This window comes from Enterococcus sp. DIV1083b (assembly GCF_051713705.1).
In the GTDB taxonomy this organism is placed as follows: Bacteria; Bacillota; Bacilli; order Lactobacillales; family Enterococcaceae; genus Enterococcus_D; species Enterococcus_D casseliflavus.
Genome location: NZ_JBIOQJ010000001.1, coordinates 2,262,121 through 2,280,975, shown reverse-complemented (window position 1 = coordinate 2,280,975; position 18,855 = coordinate 2,262,121). Strand labels below are relative to the sequence as shown.

General features: G+C 37.4%; 18 protein-coding genes. 17 read left to right on the top strand and 1 reads right to left on the bottom strand.

Annotation, left to right across the window (positions count from 1 at the left end; all coding sequences use genetic code 11):
* The first annotated feature begins 4 nt into the window (after positions 1 to 4).
* Positions 5 to 871 (top strand): IS3 family transposase, encoded by an 867-nt coding sequence (locus tag IGI69_RS10495; RefSeq protein ID WP_311776546.1) that lies wholly within the window; start codon positions 5 to 7, stop codon positions 869 to 871.
* A gap of 542 nt (positions 872 to 1,413) precedes the next feature.
* On the opposite strand, the gene IGI69_RS10490 is transcribed toward IGI69_RS10495, so the two are convergent.
* The gene (locus tag IGI69_RS10490) at positions 1,414 to 3,219 is read right to left on the bottom strand and encodes an LTA synthase family protein (RefSeq protein ID WP_074535121.1); all 1,806 of its coding nucleotides are present in this window, start codon (positions 3,217 to 3,219) and stop codon (positions 1,414 to 1,416) included.
* Between the two features lie 241 nt (positions 3,220 to 3,460).
* Here IGI69_RS10490 and IGI69_RS10485 point away from each other — a divergent pair, with 241 nt between their 5' ends.
* The 16 genes from IGI69_RS10485 to IGI69_RS10410 all read left to right on the top strand — a co-directional run bounded on the left by IGI69_RS10485 (position 3,461) and on the right by IGI69_RS10410 (position 18,842).
* Complete coding sequence (locus IGI69_RS10485; protein WP_074535122.1) at positions 3,461 to 4,243, top strand: glycosyltransferase; 783 nt, start codon at positions 3,461 to 3,463, stop codon at positions 4,241 to 4,243.
* A gap of 20 nt (positions 4,244 to 4,263) precedes the next feature.
* Entirely contained in the window at positions 4,264 to 4,989 is a 726-nt protein-coding gene (locus IGI69_RS10480) for a glycosyltransferase family 2 protein (RefSeq protein WP_005229540.1), read from the top strand.
* The gene (locus tag IGI69_RS10475) at positions 4,989 to 5,345 is read left to right on the top strand and encodes a DUF2304 domain-containing protein (RefSeq protein ID WP_074535123.1); all 357 of its coding nucleotides are present in this window, start codon (positions 4,989 to 4,991) and stop codon (positions 5,343 to 5,345) included. Before IGI69_RS10480 ends, IGI69_RS10475 begins: the two co-directional genes overlap by 1 nt.
* Positions 5,342 to 6,436, top strand: a complete 1,095-nt coding sequence (locus tag IGI69_RS10470) for a glycosyltransferase (protein ID WP_167827090.1) — start codon at positions 5,342 to 5,344, stop codon at positions 6,434 to 6,436. The genes IGI69_RS10475 and IGI69_RS10470 overlap by 4 nt, the downstream gene beginning before the upstream one ends.
* A complete protein-coding gene (locus IGI69_RS10465) occupies positions 6,436 to 7,434 on the top strand; it encodes a glycosyltransferase family 2 protein (protein WP_260668351.1) in 999 nt (332 codons plus the stop codon). Before IGI69_RS10470 ends, IGI69_RS10465 begins: the two co-directional genes overlap by 1 nt.
* Before the next feature lie 16 nt (positions 7,435 to 7,450).
* Positions 7,451 to 8,350, top strand: a complete 900-nt coding sequence (locus IGI69_RS10460; RefSeq protein ID WP_074535125.1) for a glycosyltransferase — start codon at positions 7,451 to 7,453, stop codon at positions 8,348 to 8,350.
* Positions 8,351 to 9,772 carry a lipopolysaccharide biosynthesis protein gene (locus IGI69_RS10455; RefSeq protein WP_438740764.1) on the top strand — a complete coding sequence of 474 codons (1,422 nt, stop codon included), beginning with the start codon at positions 8,351 to 8,353 and terminating at the stop codon, positions 9,770 to 9,772. It begins immediately after the preceding gene.
* A 76-nt stretch (positions 9,773 to 9,848) separates the two neighbouring features.
* On the top strand, positions 9,849 to 12,176 hold the full coding sequence (locus IGI69_RS10450; protein ID WP_438740762.1) for an N-acetylmuramoyl-L-alanine amidase: 2,328 nt from the start codon (positions 9,849 to 9,851) through the stop codon (positions 12,174 to 12,176).
* Positions 12,177 to 12,329: 153 nt separating this feature from the next.
* The gene (gene mltG, locus IGI69_RS10445; protein ID WP_373193034.1) at positions 12,330 to 13,604 is read left to right on the top strand and encodes an endolytic transglycosylase MltG; all 1,275 of its coding nucleotides are present in this window, start codon (positions 12,330 to 12,332) and stop codon (positions 13,602 to 13,604) included.
* Positions 13,605 to 13,719: 115 nt separating this feature from the next.
* Positions 13,720 to 14,199 (top strand): transcription elongation factor GreA, encoded by a 480-nt coding sequence (gene greA, locus IGI69_RS10440; RefSeq protein ID WP_005229556.1) that lies wholly within the window; start codon positions 13,720 to 13,722, stop codon positions 14,197 to 14,199.
* Between the two features lie 152 nt (positions 14,200 to 14,351).
* Positions 14,352 to 15,083, top strand: a complete 732-nt coding sequence (gene liaF / locus IGI69_RS10435; protein ID WP_010749367.1) for a cell wall-active antibiotics response protein LiaF — start codon at positions 14,352 to 14,354, stop codon at positions 15,081 to 15,083.
* The gene (locus IGI69_RS10430; protein ID WP_060792201.1) at positions 15,080 to 16,147 is read left to right on the top strand and encodes a sensor histidine kinase; all 1,068 of its coding nucleotides are present in this window, start codon (positions 15,080 to 15,082) and stop codon (positions 16,145 to 16,147) included. The genes liaF and IGI69_RS10430 overlap by 4 nt, the downstream gene beginning before the upstream one ends.
* 3 nt (positions 16,148 to 16,150) lie before the next feature.
* Positions 16,151 to 16,780 (top strand): response regulator transcription factor, encoded by a 630-nt coding sequence (locus tag IGI69_RS10425; RefSeq protein ID WP_005229563.1) that lies wholly within the window; start codon positions 16,151 to 16,153, stop codon positions 16,778 to 16,780.
* A gap of 86 nt (positions 16,781 to 16,866) precedes the next feature.
* Positions 16,867 to 17,532 carry a potassium channel family protein gene (locus tag IGI69_RS10420; RefSeq protein ID WP_005229566.1) on the top strand — a complete coding sequence of 222 codons (666 nt, stop codon included), beginning with the start codon at positions 16,867 to 16,869 and terminating at the stop codon, positions 17,530 to 17,532.
* An 11-nt stretch (positions 17,533 to 17,543) separates the two neighbouring features.
* A complete protein-coding gene (locus tag IGI69_RS10415) occupies positions 17,544 to 17,843 on the top strand; it encodes a HesB/YadR/YfhF family protein (RefSeq protein ID WP_005229567.1) in 300 nt (99 codons plus the stop codon).
* 57 nt (positions 17,844 to 17,900) lie between these two features.
* Positions 17,901 to 18,842, top strand: coding sequence for a glycosyltransferase family 2 protein (locus IGI69_RS10410; RefSeq protein WP_010749368.1), 942 nt, complete (start codon positions 17,901 to 17,903; stop codon positions 18,840 to 18,842).
* Positions 18,843 to 18,855: the final 13 nt, after the last annotated feature.

Genomic DNA, 18,855 nt, shown 5'->3' with positions numbered 1-18,855 from the left:
ATCGATCAAAGAGCTGCACGAGACAAAAAGCTATCCAATTAACACCATGTGTACCCTGCTCCATGTCACAAGATCGGCCTATTATCGTTGGTTAAAAAATCCCAAACTGCCTGAAGTGGTATTGAATGAACAGTTGGCAGACCTTGTTCGTTATATTTATGAAGCAGACAACGATAAAGGATATCGCAGAATCTGTGAAGATCTCGTGAATGATTATGGCTTTCAAGTGAATGACAAGCGTATTCTTCGAATCTGTCGCAAACTTCAAATCCAATCAACCATCAAGCATTCAGGCAATAGTATCACTAAGGCATCCAAGACTCCGTATCATATTGCGAAAAATTATTTGAATCGAAAGTTCTATGCGGATCAACCGAATCAAAAATGGCTAACAGATGTGAGTGAATTCAAGTATTATGAAGGGGCCGAAGTGAAGAAAATCTATTTGAGCGCTATTCTCGATCTCGCCGATCGTCGCATTGTTTCATTTGTCATCAGCGACAAAAATGACAATAAATTAGTCTTTGATACCTTCGATCAAGCAGTCGCCGCCGAACCAACCGCTCATCCGCTATTTCATAGCGATCGCGGATTTCAATATACAAGTAAAGTTTTTTGCACAAAGCTAAAGAAAGCGAAAATGAAGCAGAGTATGTCTCGTGTCGCCCGTTGTACCGATAATGGTCCAATGGAAGGCTTCTGGGGAATGCTTAAGCGAGAAAAATATTATCGGCGAAAGTTTATCAGTAGAGAAAGTCTCGTTGAAATGATCGAGAAATACATGAACTATTACAACAATGGTCGCTATCAACGATGTTTGAAGAGCAAAACACCGATCCAAGTTCATCAAGAATTATTAATGGCAGCTTAATCACTCCCCCTCTTGGACAAGCGAATAGAATAAATCCGCTTAACCAAGAAGGAGGCCAGTCGAGCAAAGTTGAGGTTAAACAAAGTAAAAAACATAAAAACTGCCTACCGAATTTCGGTAGACAGTCGTCAAAATAATTTTATTCTATTTCATTGTCCACTTGACGGGGAGCCCAGCAACAATGGCAACCTTGTCCTTTTTACTTTTTCAGTTAAAAGTTTACTATTTCACGGACCGCTTACCCCTAGAGATAGTAGGGATCGAGTATTAAAGCAAAAAATACAAACAAGGCTTTAAAAAGTTGTTTAATTCTATTAGCAATAAAAATAGCTTGATAGGTGAATATGTCAGAGATTTAATGCTATCATAAACAAAATGATCAGATTTTACGATATATTTATTGTTGAGTTGTTTCCTCGACCATATCAAATAGTGTCAGTAAAAAATAATTGAGTTTTTACTGACACTACTAAAAGACTGGTTAGTATATTCAATTATATAGTAAAAATTTATCGTAGTGATTGGTGTGATTTAGCAATTTATTATTTAACTTCAAGGTCTGATCCTTGCATAATCTGCTGATTGTAAAAGCTTGATGTCTTACTAAGTTCATTAGAGAATTCATCAAACCCTAATTTTTCCATTAGAGTCATTTCTTCTGAAAATAGATTTGTTCCTAAGCCTAATCGATTTCCCTCAATGGAAACACCTAATGCAGATAAAGTGGTCGGAAACAAATCCAATGTACTGAAAGAACGATTGGTATTATTCAAGGTTGTTACCGGTGAGTTAATAAAGAGATTGAAGACAGTTCGCTCATAGTCTTCAGGGATACCATTAAAAAAAGAGGGATCCATGCTTAGGTGGTCACCGGCAATTACGATAGTAGTATTATCATAAAAAGACTGTTGCTGAACCCATCGTATAAAATTACCTAACATATAATCTGAATAGTGGATGACATTACTATATTGCTGTTCAAAAAGTTTAGGTGTATTTTCGGTCATCAAACCATCTGGGAAGTGCATATCAGCTGTTAGAAGCGTTAAATTAAAGGGCTCTTCTGACTGAGAATCTTCTATAAGTATGTTTTTAGCAAACTCAAAAAGTTTCTCATCCTCATATCCCCACCAGACTTTATAGTCAGACGGTATCCATTGATTATCGATGGCATATTGATAATCTTTTATTTGGTAATTTCCATGTTGAGAGTAAAATTTATCTCTGCCGCCAAAGCTTGCATCGGAACCGATTAACAGTGTTTGATTGTATCCTTCTTGATCTAAAATGGTACCGATTGTGGTGACACCAGGCATAAAAGATGAAGTATTGCCATATTCATTTTCGTTATAGCCACCAGAGACTCTCAGAGGAACCCCAGAACTTTGGGCAACCATTCCTCCTACTGTAAAACCAACACCAGGAACTTGACGAGCACCGCCGAAAGTACTTTGGTGCGAAAAATTTAGTCCATCTGCATAAGCTGATTCTGTGAGATTTGGTAATAGATTGACTTCTTGCATTCCGCCAAGGTCAATGGATAAGTACGTTGATTCTAATGATTCGACGTAAATATAGATAAGGTTTCTTTTTTGGTCTGGAAAGGTAAGCGCAACATCATTCGGGTCCACATAAAAATCTTCGTAAATCGTTGATTTTTCAAAAAAATATGCTTTTAGTTCTGCATAGCCCAATGTTTGTATACCAAAGAAAAAACCGTATATAGTGAGGCTTACACTAATGAAGGAAAAAAAGAAACTCGTCTTTTTGGTTAACTTAATTTTCTGAAACTTTTTGTAAGATAGAGCACAGAGTAGCAAGTATAGGATTACTAGAAAACTAAGTGTGAGAATAATAGAATTTAATAAAGGACCCAAAATGAACGTATAAATTTGGCCCGCATCTGTTCCTGTCAAGGGTTGAGACAAAGTGTATAGAATTTCACTAATGCCTACATTACCAAAAAAATTTTTCGTCCAAACTGCACTGTTTCCCGCAAGTGCTCCAATGAATACTAGTAATGAAAAAATAAAAAAAGAAAGTTGAAGACGCCAGGTCAAGGATTGAAATATTCTGTCAATCAGACCTGTTTTTTTGATAATCAGTACCGTTGATAAGAGAAAAAGAAAAACAAGGATACTTACACCAGTGACAGCGGACTTGGTTGAAAGGAAACTAAAAGATAAGAGATTTTTTCTTAATTCAGTTAAGCCGAGTGATCGTGCAATAAATGCCGTGAATGAGAGATGAGAAACGGCACAAAATAGAGAAAGCGAAATTCGCCGATAAAAGCTTCTATTTGCTGTTAAAAAGAGTATGAGAATAAAAAGTAAGATTGAAAAAAGCATCCTGTACCTCCAAATACATATTATATATAGTATACTAGAATAATAACAAGTCTCCAAAAGAAAAACTTAAAAAAAGGCGTGGAATCCTTATTTTTTTTCATTTTTTGCCAATTAATGAGAGTTTGTCTTCTTTAAGTTTTTTTCGGGATTTTAATTTTTGTTGAGAATTACTAAAAAGTCGAGTATAATTTTTTAGAATTGGATATTTAAAACTCTTAACAATTCATGGAAAGGGATATTCATGCATACATTTGTTATTTGCGCTTATAAAGAGTCTTCTTTTTTAGAAGAATGTATACTTTCTTGTTTAAATCAGACAAGTATGAAAAAAGGAAAGTCCAAGCTGATTTTGTACACAAGTACACCAAATACTTATATAACAGATATTGCCAACTCTTATGAGATACCTATGTTTACTAGTTCAGGCGGAAGTATCGGACGAGATTGGAACAATGCATTGTCTTTTGTTGATACGCCATATGCGACGATCGTTCATCAAGACGACATCTATTTAAAAGAGTATGGTGAAAGCGTCATTGATGCGTTCGAAAATAATAACCAAACAAGTATTGTGTTTACGGATTATAAGGAAATCGATCAAGAAAGTCAAATTAGAAAAAGATCAATAAATCTTAAAATTAAAACGTTCGGTTTAAAAACAATGGGGTTATTACAATCAAAGTGGTATCAAAGGCGAATATATGCGTTTGGGAACTTTATTTGTTGTCCAGCTGTTTCATATAATTTGCGGGTGCTCAATGACTTCAAATTTAATGAACAGATGCGAATGGCAGTAGATTGGGATGCATGGGAACGAATCATGAAGCGGCCGGAAAACATTTGTTACATCTCAAAAAATGCAATGTATCATAGAATTCACGAAGAATCTGAAACAACTGCAACAACCCTGGATAAAACGAGAGAAGCAGAAGAATTGGAAATGTACAAACGTTATTGGGGGAAAACCATTGCTTCTTTTCTCATGAAATTTTACGTGAAAAATCAAAAAAGCAATCAATTATAAGAAAAGTTAGGGTGTAAATCGTGAATCCAAGAATTTTACTGATTATTCCAGCATATAATGAAGCAGAAGGTATTGTCCAAGTAATCGACAAGGTACTCGAGTATAGAAAAAAAACACCATATAATTTAGATTATCTTGTTATCAATGATGGGTCTACAGACAATGAGGAAGCGGTATTATTAGAAAACAATATTCATCATGTCGAGTTGGTGAACAATTTAGGTATTGGAGGAGCTGTGCAGACGGGATATCTGTATGCATTAGAACACGATTATGATATCGCAATTCAATATGATGGCGATGGTCAGCACGATATTGAAAGTTTAAGTCAGTTGGTTGAACCGATTATCAATAATCAGGCTGATTTTACCGTCGGATCCAGATTTGTAGAAGACAGCACGTCGACGTTTAAATCTACTGGTGCAAGACAATTAGGAATCAAGCTTCTTTCAGGACTTATTTACCTTCTGACAAAAATGCGCGTCAAAGATGTAACGAGTGGTTTCAGAGCAGGAAACCGGCAAGTAATCAGACAATTTGCCCATCGATATCCGAGCCAGTATCCGGAACCTGAAAGCTACATGCATTTAGTTGCCAAAAACATCCGGGTGAAAGAGATTGGGGTAAACATGTTCGAAAGAACGACTGGTCGCTCGAGTATTCATTTTTTCGACTCGGCAGCGTATATGGTTAATGTCTCTTTGGCTATTCTGATTGCATCTTTGATCAAAAAGGAGGAATCCTAATGCCTGTTCAATTACAAATTATTGCTATTTTTTTAGCATTAGGTTTTTTTGTCTTAACTGTTTATTTGATTCGTAAAGATCATGCAGAAGTACGTCAAATGAACAAATGGCTTTTACTGGGAATAATAATGTTGATCGGTGCATTATTTCCCAAAGTAGGGACGACGATTGCCCACTTTCTAGGGATCAGTACACTCACTTCTTTAGCATTATATAGTTTAACTGCCTTTTTATTGTTTATCACTTTAACAACTAGTATTGCATTGATAAATACGCAAAGACAAGTCAAAACTTTAACACAAGAGTTATCTTTTTTGAAAAAGGAAATTAGAGAAATGAAAGAAGGAGAAAAATGAAGGGTATTTATTTTTCCCAAGATTTAACGCATGCTGGTGGAATTCAAAAGAAGATCAGTCGGCAAATTGAAGAGTTTGAAAAAAATGGTTTTTCCATGAAACCCTTAATAAACCCAAAAAGGAATATAGGTCATTTGTTTGTAAACCTAGTTCCTTTTTTTTCAAGACAGTTTTTTTTAAAAGAGAAAATAAATTGGCAAGAGTACGACTTCGTTTACATTAGAAAAAGTGCGGTTTTTGATAAAAGTGTTATCGATTTATTAAAAAAAATCAAGAGAATGAATCCATCAATTATTGTCCTATTAGAAATTCCAACATATCCTTATATGAATGAATTTAAAGGAATTGTAAAATGGGACATTCAAGCCAAAGAACATCTCTGGACACCATATTTAAAACACTACGTTGATCGAGTTCTGACTTTTTCGGATGATGAAAGAATTTTTGATGTACCATGTATCAATCTTTCGAATGCATACGACTTTGCTAGTCCGATTGAAGGCAGTAATGAGGGAGATGGTGCAATCCGATTACTAGGGGTCGCAGCACTTTGTTTCTACCATGGATATGATCGCGTCATTCAGGGACTGCACGAATACTATAATTCATCTGATGCTAAGAGAAACGTCATGTTCACTTTAGTCGGGGATGGTCCTGTCTTAAAGGACTATAAAAAGCTGGTCTCTGATTACCACTTAGAAGAAAAAGTGAAGTTATTAGGCAGAGTAGAATTTTCTCAATTGGATCAGTTTTATCAGAATGCAGATATTGGGATTGACTCTTTAGCCCGTCATCGATCTGGAGTGACTTATAATAGTAGTTTAAAAGGAAAAGAGTATTTGGCGAAAGGGTTACCGATTGTTTCTGGAGTGAAAACTGATTTGGATAATTGTGATCTTCCGTTTTATTATCGTGTACCGAGCGATGATACACCAATCGATATTCCAAGCTTAATTGAGTGGTACGATTCGATGCTTGAAAATTCTTCAAAAAAGGAATTAAGCGCAGCTATTTTTCAATATGGTGTTAGTCATTTTACTTTTGAAAAAACCTTTAAGCCTGTAATTGACTATTTGAGGAGTACAAAATAATGGATGAGAAAATCAGTATAATAATTCCAATGTATAACGGAGAGAAATATATAGGTGAATGTCTCACTAGTCTTATGAATCAAACCTATAAAAACATAGAGATCATCGTTGTTGATGATGGCTCAACAGACGATTCAATAGAGGTAGTTAATGAAGTCATAAAGAAAAACACATCCAGAGTTATTCGATTAGTCAGTAAGAGTAACGGTGGCCAATCAAGCGCTAGAAACGCAGGAATTTCGTATGCCAGTGGCAAATTTATTGCTTTCATTGACTGCGATGATTTTGTTACGCCGATTTATTGTGAAGAATTGATGCATGCGATTAAAACATGTGATGTTCAAGTTGCTATGTGCAAGTTTACCAAAGAAGAAACCGAGTTGAACTTTGCTGTGGTCAATCCTCCTAAAATTGTTGAAGGGACATTTTTAAGACTAATTGACGAATTGTACGATTCTGATTTTCCAGCAGTTTCTCCAACAGTAAAACTGTATAACGTGGAACTTTTCAAAGACCTTTCATTCACTGAAGGAATCATTTATGAGGATGGGTTGTTTTTCTATGAATTGATTGACAGGATAACGAAGATTGCATTGGTTGATAGTAAAAGCTATTATTACCGAACAACAGAAAATTCAACTTTAACGAGTAAGATAAGCAAGAAGAATTTTGATGTGTTAAAGAAAAACAGGTTAACTGAGAACTTTTTTAAAGAGAAACATCCTGAAGCATTAGGGCACTTTTATCAAAAAGCACTGAATCTGAATGATTTTATTGCAGTAAAATGTATCCAGGATAAAACCCCTCTTTCTAATCAGTTGATTAGAGAAATATTTTCGATGAATCAAGAATATGCAAAAGAGAATGCCGTAAGACAGATTCTCTATAAAAACTATTTTCTTTATAAAGTCTTTCTCACTGCAGTAAGTATGATTTATAAGAATAAAGAGAATGGGAAAAAAAGTATTTTGGCAAGAATAATAAAAAAAATCATATAGAAGTAGGATCAGTGAAATGAAGAAAACAATAGGAATCTTAATTCTGAATTATTTAGCTTTTCAAGATACAATTGAGTGTGTGGAATCTTTAATGAATCAAACCTTTAAAGAGATAGATATCCTAATCGTAGATAATGATTCTCCGAATGATTCCTTCAAACGTTTATCAGATAACTATGAAGATTCAGAACAGGTAACCGTTGTACAGACGAAAGAAAATCTTGGCTTTGCAAGAGGAAATAATTTTGGTCTATCAATTTTTAGAAAGAAAGGAATTGAAAGGGTCCTGGTTATTAATGGTGACACTCTCCTTGAAGATAGAACTTATTTAGAAAGATTAGCTTCAATATCATACAACGAGGATATTGGAATGATTGGAACAAAAATTATCACCAGAGACGGAAAGAACCAAAATACGTTAAATGTCAACCTAAAAAAGAAAACGGATTTGATTCTCCCTAGATTGAAGTTATTTTTGTTGGAAAGTTCATTGAAATTAAATATCTATCAACACCTCAAAAAATTGATGCCAGATCAGAACAGCACGAATCAATCAGCTTCTTTTTCGGAAGAGCCCCAGGAAATACTAGATCCTTACGAGAAGACACTTCATGGTGCAGCAATCTTTTTTACCGAAAATTATTTGAGAAACTATGTTGGCTTTTACCCGGAAACATTTCTTTATTTTGAAGAAGATTTTTTGGCAATCCTTTGTCAGCGACTTGGATACAAGCAACTGTATATACCAGCGTTGAGTATTTACCACAAAGAAGATGCTTCGAGTGACCTATTATATAATGACAATCTGAAGAAATCATATCTTTTTAAGTTAAGATATTCAAAAAAGAACTTATCATTAATGAGCGGATTGTTTTCGTTATCAAATGAAGACTTAAAGAGAAGGATGAGTATCTAGATGAGAAATGCTTTTAGATCAGGTATGATTTTTACAGCAATCGGACAGTACAGCAATGTTTTGATCCAATTGCTGATAAACGTTGTACTGTCAAGATTAATACCAGTTGAAGAATTTGGGGTGGTAGCGAATGTTCAAGTTTTCCTAGTATTTTTCCAAATGTTTGTGACAGCTGGCCTAGGTCCGGCGATCATTCAGAACAAAGAGATGAAGGAAGAAGATTATGGCATTGTTTTTAACTATACAGTTCTGTTTGCGTTTCTGTTAGCTGTCGGTTTTGGGTTGTTCGGCCATTTTGTTGCGGTTATCTATAATAATTCTATCTATAAATCGCTATTTTGGTTTATGTCGATCATTGTATTCTCAGAAGGAATGAACGTTGTACCAACGGCAATTTTAAATAAAGAATTGAGATTTCGAACCCTTAATTTGAGGCTCTTGTTCTGTAATCTTTTTGGTGCAATCTTTGGTATTGCCTCAGCTTTTGCTGGCTTTGGCGTTTATGCATTGATTTTAAGTGCCGCTATTCCTGCAATTGCTACGCTGTTTGCTAATTTTGCTGTAGTTAAGATCAAGTACACAAAAAGTTTAGACCCGCAACCTTTTAAAGTACTATGGTCATTCGCAAAAAACCAATTAGGTTTTACAATATTAAATTATTTTTCCCGTAATTCAGATAATTTACTAATTGGACGATTTTTAGGTCCCGTGCCCTTAGCAAATTATCAAAAGAGTTATCAAATGATTACTATGCCCAATACGGTATTTTTAGGTATTATTTCCCCAGTTCTGCAACCTGTTTTGTCACATCATCAAGATGATGTGAAGTTGATACGAGAAACGTTTTTAAAAATTGTCCATGTCCTAGGATTAATCGCATTTCCATTAACTATTTTTATGGTAATGAATGCTGAGGAAATTATCCTATTTCTCTTTGGTTCTCGCTGGTATGCCGCTGTCGTTCCTTTTTCAATATTGGCATTTAGTATATGGGCGCAGATGCTTACTTCTGCAACTGGAAGCATATTTATGGCAAGAAACCATTCAAAAACATTATTGAAAACGGGAATGATTTCAACTTTTTTGATTCTTAGTTTAACATTGGTTGGAATCAATTTCTCGAAGATAACTTATGTGGCTGCCTTTGTTTGTGCAGCGTATATCTTAAATTTTTTCACCTCCTACTGGATTTTAATGACAAAAGTCTTAGAAGGAAAACTTTCAGATGTTTTGAAGCAGCTGATCAGCCCAGTATGTATCAGTGTCGTTTTAGCATCTGCTCTCTTTTTGTTCGATCATTTCATCACGATCGACACGAACTATTTCGTCTTACTGGTAATCAAAGGTATTTTATGGTTAATTCTATTGGTTTCATGTTTGTTGATTACAGGGGAAATTAAAAAAATAAAATCTGTCTTTTAGATTTGCTATACTCAAGAAAATCTTGTGGTATTCAAATAAAAAATCGCATCTAATTAAAAAGGAGTGAGTAATTCATATGAAAAAAAGGTTGGCTAATTTCTTTCTGGTTCTAGTAATCCTTGCGAGCAGTTTCAGTCCAATCATTGGACTTGCTGAAACGAACGTTGTAGGACAAGAAATGACAAGTAACGTTTCAGAGAGTTTGACAAATGAGCAAACCAGCAGTACTGATTCAAATTATCAAAGCGAATCTACAGAAACGACGGAAATGTCGGATAGTACTTCTACAACAAATAGTGAAAGTACAAGTTCAACTTCAGTAAGTGACTCAAGTACGCAAGATATAACAGAATCATCTTCAAGTACGTTTGATTCTACGACAGAGCAGACGACGTCTTCTTCCAGTGAAGAGGATGATATTGAATTAAAATCCGCAAAAGGTTTACCCAACTTGAAACTAATGGTACATATACAAACAGATGGGGAAACACAAGTACCACCAGCTAGTAATGTTACTGGTGGTACAGTTGGACAGGCGAAGCGTTTGGAGGGAATGTCGCTCGCTATTGATCCAGACAGCACAGAACTGAAAGGTAGTATCGTTTATTCCACGCATGTTCAAACTTATGGCTGGGATTTAGGCGAAAAAAGAGATGGCGAATTTTCTGGAACGATTGGTGAAGCTAAGCGCCTTGAGGCAGTCAAAATTAATTTGACCGATGAGTTAGAGGAGGACTATGATATTTATTACCGCGTCCATTCACAAACGTTTGGTTGGCTTGGATGGGCGAAAAACGGGAATGAAGCGGGTACTTCTGGATTTGCTAAAAGACTAGAATCTATCCAAATTCAGCTAGTGGAAAAAGGTAGTCCAGCACCCGGGAACACTGATAAACCTTATATTTCAACTGACAATGTAACCCAACCTTCGCTTCATTTATCTTCGCATGTTCAAACTTACGGATGGCAAGAGTCCCAATCGAGCGGTCTTGTTTCTGGAGGTGTTACTGGAGAAGCAAAGAGACTAGAAGCGATTCAGCTTCGTTTAGATAATAATATTTATGATGGAGATATCGAATACCGTGCACATGTTCAGAGTTATGGTTGGCAATCCTACCAAACGAATGGTGCAATTGCAGGTACAACAAATGAAGCTAAACGGATAGAAGCAATTCAGATCCGCTTGACAGGAACCTTGTCTCAATTATTTGATGTCTATTATCGGGTTCACATTCAATCGTTTGGCTGGTTAGGGTGGGCGAAAAACGATCAAATGTCGGGAAGTGTCGCGCTCTCACGAAGAGTAGAAGCAATTGAAGTTCAACTTGTGCAAAAAGGAACGGCGCCGCCAGGAGATAGTACGATGCCGTTTATCTCCTACGAAACAATTGAAACACCAAGTATTCATTTGAGTGCACATGTTCAGACTTTTGGATGGTCGACGACGATTAATCCGGGCCAAGCGAGTATTGGAACAGTTGGTCAGGCAAAACGACTGGAAGCAATCCAGCTAAGTTTAGAAAACTCACCAGTTACAGGTGGAATAGAATATCGTACGCATGTCCAAACCTATGGTTGGCAAGGGTATCAATCTAATGGGAGTACAGCCGGTGCAACAGGTGAGGCGAAACGGATCGAAGCACTCCAAATTCGACTGACCGGCAATATCTCATTGCTTTATGATATTTATTATCGAGTGCATTCCCAGACTTATGGTTGGCTTGATTGGGCTCGAAATGATCAGCGGGCTGGAACGAGTTCGTTAGCAAAACGTGTTGAGTCTCTCGAAATAAAACTTGTGCCTAAAAATCAACCGGCACCAGGATCGACAACCAAACCGTATATCGAAATGCAAGAGTTTCTATTTGTAATGGGACACGGAGGGATTGACCCGGGAGCAGTGGGAAGCGGGACAAATGAGCGAGACTTTACAAGAAATGAATTGCTTCCATATTTGCGGAAGTATGCCAATCAATTGAAAGAAAGCAGAATTAATTTTTATGATGTGTCACGCGATATGTTTACTGACACTCGAAACGGACAAGGAGCACACCTTGTAAGTAATGCAATCACTTCAGTTACAGAATTCCATCTAGATAGCGGAGGTATCGGAGCTTCTGGGGGGCACGTCATAGTGAGACCAGGGGGATCCAATTCAGTTAATATCGGGCTAGCGAATACCATTCGGACCTATGTCGGCTGGCATCCTTCATTTGTTAATTCGAATGGGTTGAGTTTTAGACAAGACTTATTGAATTTAAATATTTTCAGATCTAGAGGGATTGGGTATCGCTTAATGGAACTTGGCTTTATCTCCAATCCTTCAGATGTTGCGAGAATAAGAAACAATTTGGACAATATCGCAAAAAACATTGTGCAAAACGTGACCGGTGAAAAATTATAAAAGTTTTAAATGAGCAGAATGCTTAAGTAAAAAAAAGAATGTCATTTCTTTCTGATGAGTTTTCATGTATAATGATACAAGTCAAAAAGAAGAAATTAAGGAGGAGTTGTTTTGTCTAAACAACATCCAGAAGATTCTTTTAAAGAGAAAGTTATGGAGTCTTTAAAAGAATCAAGTTCAAAAAAAGAATCGATATCTGAACACAGCTTCTTGGATGACGATTCTGTGGGATCTCGTAGTAATCATCTAAATAAAAGTAAACATATAGAAGAGAAACAAAATCATTCTGCTTCTTCAGAAAGTTTGCAAGAAACTGTTTCTGAAAAAAACCAACGCAGATTGCAGCGCAGCAAGGAAGACAAAATAGTTAATAAGATCGTGTTGATTGTTGTTCTTGTTTTCTTAGTAATCGGCGGAATATTAGGTTTCTCAGCTTATCGATATGTTACTTCAAGTTTGCAGCCATTAGATCCCGATGATACTGAGAAGGTGACGATTGTTATTCCAAGTGGTTCTTCGAATAAAGCAATTGGTGAAATCTTAGAGGATGAGAACATTATTAAAAGTGGAATGATTTTTAATTATTACACAAAATTTAATAATCTGACGGGCTTTCAAGCAGGAACATATCATTTTTCACCAAATATGACACTGGAAGCGATAAGTGAGCAGTTGCAAAATGGCGAAGGCTCGGTCACCTCTGATGCAAAAGTGACGATTCCAGAAGGATTTGATGTTGATCAAATCGGTGATGCTCTAGCGGAAGCAACGAATATCTCGAAAGACGATTTCTTAGCTTTGATGGAAAGCGATGAGTTCTTTGAAAAAATGAAAGAAACCTATCCTGAGCTTTTAGCAAGTGCCGGCGATGCGCAAGGTGTGCGTTACCGACTAGAAGGATACTTGTTCCCAGCGACGTATGACTACTATACAGGGAATACCCTAGAAGAAGTCGTTACCCAAATGGTGGATAAATCAAATTCAGTCTTGTCGAAATATTTCGATCAAATTGCTCAAAAAGAAATGACGGTTCAAGAAGTCCTTACTTTGGCTTCACTTGTTGAAAAAGAGGGTAGTAAGCTAGAAGATCGTAAAAATATCGCACAGGTATTCTTCAATCGCTTAGCGATTGATATGCCGCTGCAATCGGATATTTCGATTCTATACGCGTTAGGTGAGCACAAAGAGCTAGTTACTTATGAGGACACTCAAGTTGACTCTCCTTATAATCTCTATGTGCATACTGGCTACGGACCTGGACCATTCAACAATCCAAGTGAAGCAGCGATCCAAGCGGTCTTAGATCCAACACCGAACAACTACTATTATTTCGTTGCTGACATTCAAACCCAAGAAGTTTACTTTGCGGAAACCTATGAACAGCATATGCAATTAGTGGAACAATATGTAAACAATACCTCAAATTAAATTTTCATAGGTTTATAGTTTACATTTAAAAAAAAGCATGGTAATCTTTTGTGGACTCATCGCAAAAGATTACCTTTTGCGATTTATTAGAAGTTACTAAAAGGAGAAAAGAACTATGGTAGAAAAAGTTTACCCAATGACACTTGAAGGAAAAGAAAAGCTAGAACAAGAATTAGAAGAATTGAAAACGGTAAAACGCGGCGAAATCATTGAACGTATCAAGGTAGCCCGCAGTTTTGGCGATTTATCCGAAAACTCAGAGTATGAGTCTGCTAAAGATGAACAAGCGTTTGTCGAAGGCCGAATCACTACTTTAGAAAATATGATTCGTTTTGCAGAGATCATTGATAATGAGGGTGTAGACTCTGATGAAGTTTCCATCGGAAAAACAGTTATTTTTGTTGAGTTGCCTGATGGTGACGAAGAAGAGTACATGATCGTCGGTAGTGCTGAAGCAGATCCATTTTCTGGTAAAATTTCCAATGATTCACCAATCGCTCGTGCCTTGATTGGGAAAAAAGTCAATGATGAAGTGACGATCTCAACGCCAGGCGGAGATATGCAAGTAAGAATCACAGAAGTAAAGAAAAGCTAATTGCTTGATCACTCGATCAATCTAGTTGACCCTGTTGTTCATTCTCCTTTAGGGAATTTGATCAAACAGGGTCTTTTTTCGGACCAGCGACGGATGGACAAACCATTTTTTTCAGGTATGATAGAGTAGAATTACTAGGAGGAGGAGCTTGAATGAAAAGTCCTTGGCGTTTTTTCTTTATTGTTGAAGCGCTCTTACTGCTTTTTGCGGTATGGCAAATTTTATCTAATCCGCCATTATTATTTTTATTAATACTTGGTGTGACGTGCTTGGTCCTTGTGAACCGAAGTGAGCGCAAGAGCAATTTTAAAAATTTCTTGATGGTCTCAAGTTCCATTGCTATTTTGATCAGTTTGTTAAATAGTCCAGCACTGTGGCTGATGCTGATTTTTGCGATTTTATTTATTGGTTTAAAAGGAGTCGAGATTACCGGAATCGACTTAACTAAAAATTCATTCTGGCGCAAAAAACAAATGATTATCGTTGAAACTGAAGAACCCAAAGCTGATCATCCACTGAAACAAAAGCAGCAATGGTTAGGTAATGAACGGATCGGCAGTCAAGTCTATGAATGGGACGATATCAATTTAGATATCTTGACGGGGGACACTTTTATCGATTTAGGCAACACTTTATTGCCTAAGAAAGAAAACGTCGTGATCGTACGAAAAGGCTTTGGCAGAACTCGTATTTTAGTGCCTGCTGGTATAGCGATCAAATTAGAGCACAGTACTTTTATTGGCTCCGTTATTTTTGAAGGCGAAGAAACGAGCTTGAAAAATGAAAAAGTGACGATCTACAGCCCGGATTATGGCGAAAATAGTCGGCGTTTGAAAATCTTGACGAATACCCTTGTTGGTGATGTTGAGGTGATTCGGGTATGATCGGGAAATTTTCAAGAGGCATGATTGCTTTTTATGCAGGATTAGCAAGTTTTTTCACCATGATTTTGATGCTGTTTTCCTATTTATATGCCAGTGGGAAAAATAATTGGCTGATAGAAGTCTTTCAAATCAAGCTCTTCTTTATCCCAATCGTCTTTCACTTACTTGTAATATCTGCATTGATTGCTTTAGCTGTCTTTTTACTGATTTCTTTTTTTCGCAACCGTCAATACGGTCCGGTGGAAGAAAAGTTAAGACTGTTAGCCAGCGGCTATATCGATAGCCCTTTATTGGAAACAAAAATCCCCCATGCGTCTGAAAACCATTTGATTGCGAATGTGGATCGTGATATTGCCAGTATCCAATCGAAGATGAAACAGATGTCGATGGAATTACAGCAATTGAATGCGAAACCGCAGTTTGTTGATGGTCAGACAAAAGAAGAGATTTTAGAAGCAGAAAGGCAGCGTCTGGCTCGTGAATTGCACGACTCTGTTTCTCAACAGCTGTTTGCCGCCATGATGATGATGTCTGCACTAAATGAGCAAGCGATTCGAACAGATGCTCCAGAAAGCCAAAAGAAACAGTTAGCTATGGTCACAGACATTATCAATGCTTCGCAATCTGAAATGCGGGCGCTCTTGCTTCATCTACGACCTGTTACTTTGGAAGGGAAGAGTCTAAAGCAAGGAATCGAGCAATTGTTAAAAGAATTAGAGACCAAAATCAAAATTCTATTGACTTGGGATATTGAAGACTTTACGATGCCTAGTTCGATTGAAGATCAACTCTTTCGTGTGATCCAAGAACTCTTATCTAATACACTGCGTCACGCCAAGGCTAATGAGTTGGAAGTTTACTTGCATCGCATTGATAATAACGTGTTGTTGCGGGTGATCGATGACGGTGTTGGCTTTGATCCACAAGATCAAAAGGCCGGCAGCTATGGCTTGATGAATATCCGAGAACGGGTAAGTGCCGTTGGCGGAACGTTGAAAATTATTAGTTTTAAAAATCAAGGAACCAGTATTGAAATTAAAGTTCCACTGTTGAAGGAGGTATAAGGTATGATTAAAGTGTTGTTAGTTGATGACCATGAAATGGTTCGTCTGGGGGTTTCTTCTTATCTATCGATTCAAGACGATATAGAAGTAATTGGGGAAGCGGAAAATGGTCGAGTCGGGTATGAAAAGGCATTGGAATTACGTCCAGATGTGATTTTGATGGATTTGGTGATGGATGAAATGGATGGGATCGAATCTACGAAATTGATTTTAAATGATTGGCCCGAAGCAAAAATCATTATTGTCACTAGTTTTATTGATGACGAGAAAGTCTATCCTGCTATTGAAGCGGGTGCGGCAGGTTACCTGTTAAAGACGTCTACTGCTCATGAGATTGCGGAAGCCATTCGTGCAACCCAGCGAGGAGAGCGGGTCTTAGAACCCGAAGTCACCACGAAAATGATGGATCGTTTGACGAATCGGACACCGATCCTACATGAAGATTTGACCAATCGGGAACAAGAAGTGTTACTGTTGATCGCCGAAGGAAAGAGCAATCAAGAGATTGCGGATGCACTCTTCATTACGCTGAAAACAGTGAAGACACATGTGTCAAATATCTTATCAAAATTAGAAGTAGAAGATCGTACACAAGCTACGATATATGCTTTTAAACATGGTTTGATAAAATAAAGTCTTAATAATCATACCTCCTCATGGCAAGCAGAGGAGGTTTTTGTTATACTAAATTATGATCTGGTAAAAAAGGAGCGTTTGTGGTGAAGCAAAATTATGCAATAATCGGTCTGGGCCGTTTTGGTGGCAGTATTTGTCGTACGTTGATTGAATCGGGGCAAGAAGTACTGGCGATCGATAGCAACGAAGATCGTGTCAATGAGTATATGAATATCGCCACCCATGCGGTGGTCGGCAACGCACAAGATGAGATGACGTTACGCTCATTGGGTATCCGTAACTTTGACCATGTCATTGTTGCGATTGGTGAGGATATTCAAGCTAGTATTTTGGTGACCTTGATGGTCAAAGAAATGGGTGTACCTAATATCTTAGCGAAAGCCCAAAACGAATACCATGCCCGTGTACTGGAAAAACTCGGCGCAGACCGTGTCGTTCATCCCGAACGTGACATGGGGATTCGCATCGCCCATAATCTAGTTTCCAAAAATATTTTAGATTATATTGAACTATCTGACGAATTTTCTCTAGCAGAGATTCGCGTGTCCAATCCACGCTTTTTCAATAAATCCCTGATTGAGCTGAATTTTCGACAAAAATATGGTCTGACAGTCGTTGCGATTCGTCGGGGACCAGGACAAGTGATCGTTTCGCCTGATGCAGAGGCGATCGTGCGTGAAAATGACAATTTACTCGTGATCGGCAATACAGATGATGTAGATATACTTGATGAACATATGAATGATTAGGAGTGAAGAAAATGAACTTAACAATAAGTCCTGAAGCAATGCAATGGTTTAAAAAAGAATTGGTGGTAGACCAAGGAAGCGGGATTCGTTTTTTCGGAAAAATTTATGGCAAAACACAAGTGCATGACGGATTTTCCGTGGGAATGTCAGTCGATAAACCAGAACGTCCGATCGTCGAACAAACCATTGATGGCTTGCTTTTTTTTATTGATGAAGCAGACGAATGGTTTTTCAAAGGCTATGATCTAACTGTGGACTATGATGAAACGTTAGATGAACCGAAATATGATTTTAGCGAAGATAAAAAATAATGTGGATTCGGTCCCAGCTGACCGATTTCCCACGATTGGCTCTAGGAGATGAAACCGATGTTATCAATTGTTGTACCTTGTTTTAATGAAGAGGCAAGCTTGCCGATTTTTTTTGAAGAAACAGAAAAAGTGAAGAAACACTTAAATATGCCTTTTGAATATATTTTTGTTAATGACGGGTCTTCAGATCAAACTCTGTCTGTTTTAAGAGACTTGTATCACGCCCACCCTGAAAGTGTTCGCTATCTATCTTTTTCGAGAAACTTTGGCAAAGAAGCTGCTCTTTATGCGGGGCTACAAGCTGCTAGAGGCGATTTTGTCACTGTAATGGATGCAGATTTACAAGATCCGCCGTCATTACTACCTGAAATGTTTTCTTTGCTAAGAAGTAAACCAGAGCTTGACTGTGTGGGTACGAGACGTGCCGATAGAAAAGGTGAGCCAAAGATTCGCAGTTTTTTTTCGAACTCGTTCTATAACATCATCAACAAAATTGCCGATACTGAAATGGTAAACGGTGCGCGAGATTTTCGCTTGATGCGCCGCAATATGGTTGATGCAGTTTTACAGCTGTCAGAGTACAATCGCTTTTCAAAAGGGATCTTCAGCTGGGTTGGGTTTGATACAGAATACATCGCCTATGAGAATCGAGAAAGAGTAGCGGGTGAGACGTCCTGGTCATTTTGGAAGTTATTCCAATATTCGATCGATGGCATCGTCAATTTTTCAGATACACCTTTGAATATCGCCTCGTTTATTGGTGCGCTTTCCTGTTTTGGTTCTCTGATTGCTTTGATCTTTATTGTGATAAGAACCTTTATTTTTGGAGATCCGACATCAGGGTGGCCTTCAATGGTCAGTATCTTCTTATTTGTTGGTGGATTGCAATTGCTTTGTTTAGGGATCATCGGCAAGTATATCGGAAAAATTTTCTTAGAGACTAAAAATAGACCCTTGTACTTCTTGAAAGAAACCGAAAAAGACCAAGAAAAACAATGATAAAATAAAAGTG